Origin of the sequence: Pseudonocardia oceanicola, assembly GCF_047200735.1 — a bacterium.
In the GTDB taxonomy this organism is placed as follows: Bacteria; Actinomycetota; Actinomycetes; order Mycobacteriales; family Pseudonocardiaceae; genus Pseudonocardia.
Genome location: NZ_JBJZON010000086.1, coordinates 1 through 716, shown reverse-complemented (window position 1 = coordinate 716; position 716 = coordinate 1). Strand labels below are relative to the sequence as shown.

1 protein-coding gene is annotated in these 716 nt (G+C 70.3%); it reads left to right on the top strand.

Going from position 1 to position 716, the window contains the following annotated elements; all coding sequences use genetic code 11:
* Positions 1-716 (top strand): glucose-6-phosphate dehydrogenase (coenzyme-F420) (fgd, locus tag ACL02T_RS34920; RefSeq protein WP_412835095.1); only part of this gene is annotated, 716 nt, incomplete at both ends.

Here is a 716-nt window from a genome sequence, read left to right as displayed (position 1 = left end):
TACAAGGCCTCGGCGGAGCAGTTCGGGCCCCGTGACCTGGTGGAGTACGCGGTGCGGGCCGAGGAGGTGGGCCTGGACAGCGTGTGGGTGTCGGACCACTTCCTGCCGTGGCGGCACGAGGGCGGCCACGCCCCGTCGGCCCTGACCTGGATGGCGGCGGTGGGGGAGCGCACCCGCCGGGTGCAGATCGGCACGAGCGTGACCACGCCGACGTTCCGCTACAACCCGGCGGTGATGGCGCAGACCTTCGCCACCATGGCGCTGCTCTACGACAACCGGATCATCCTCGGCGCGGGCACCGGCGAGGCGCTCAACGAGATCGCGGTGTCGGGCATGGAGTGGCCGGAGTTCAAGGAGCGCTTCGCCCGGCTGCGCGAGGCGGTGCGGCTGATGCGCGCGCTGTGGACCGAGGAGAACGTGGACTTCGAGGGCGACTACTACCGGCTGGTCAACGCCTCGATCTACGACCGGCCGGAGAGGCCGGTGCCGGTCTACATCGCCGCCGGCGGGCCGGTGGTGGCGCGCTACGCGGGCCGCTCCGGGGAGGGTTTCATCTGCACCTCGGGCAAGGGCATGGACCTCTACACCGAGAAGCTGATCCCGGCGGTCAAGGAGGGCGCGGAGAAGGAGTCGCGCTCCTTCGACGACATCGACCGGACGATCGAGATCAAGCTCTCCTACGATCGCGACCCGGACGCCGCGCTGGAGAACACCCG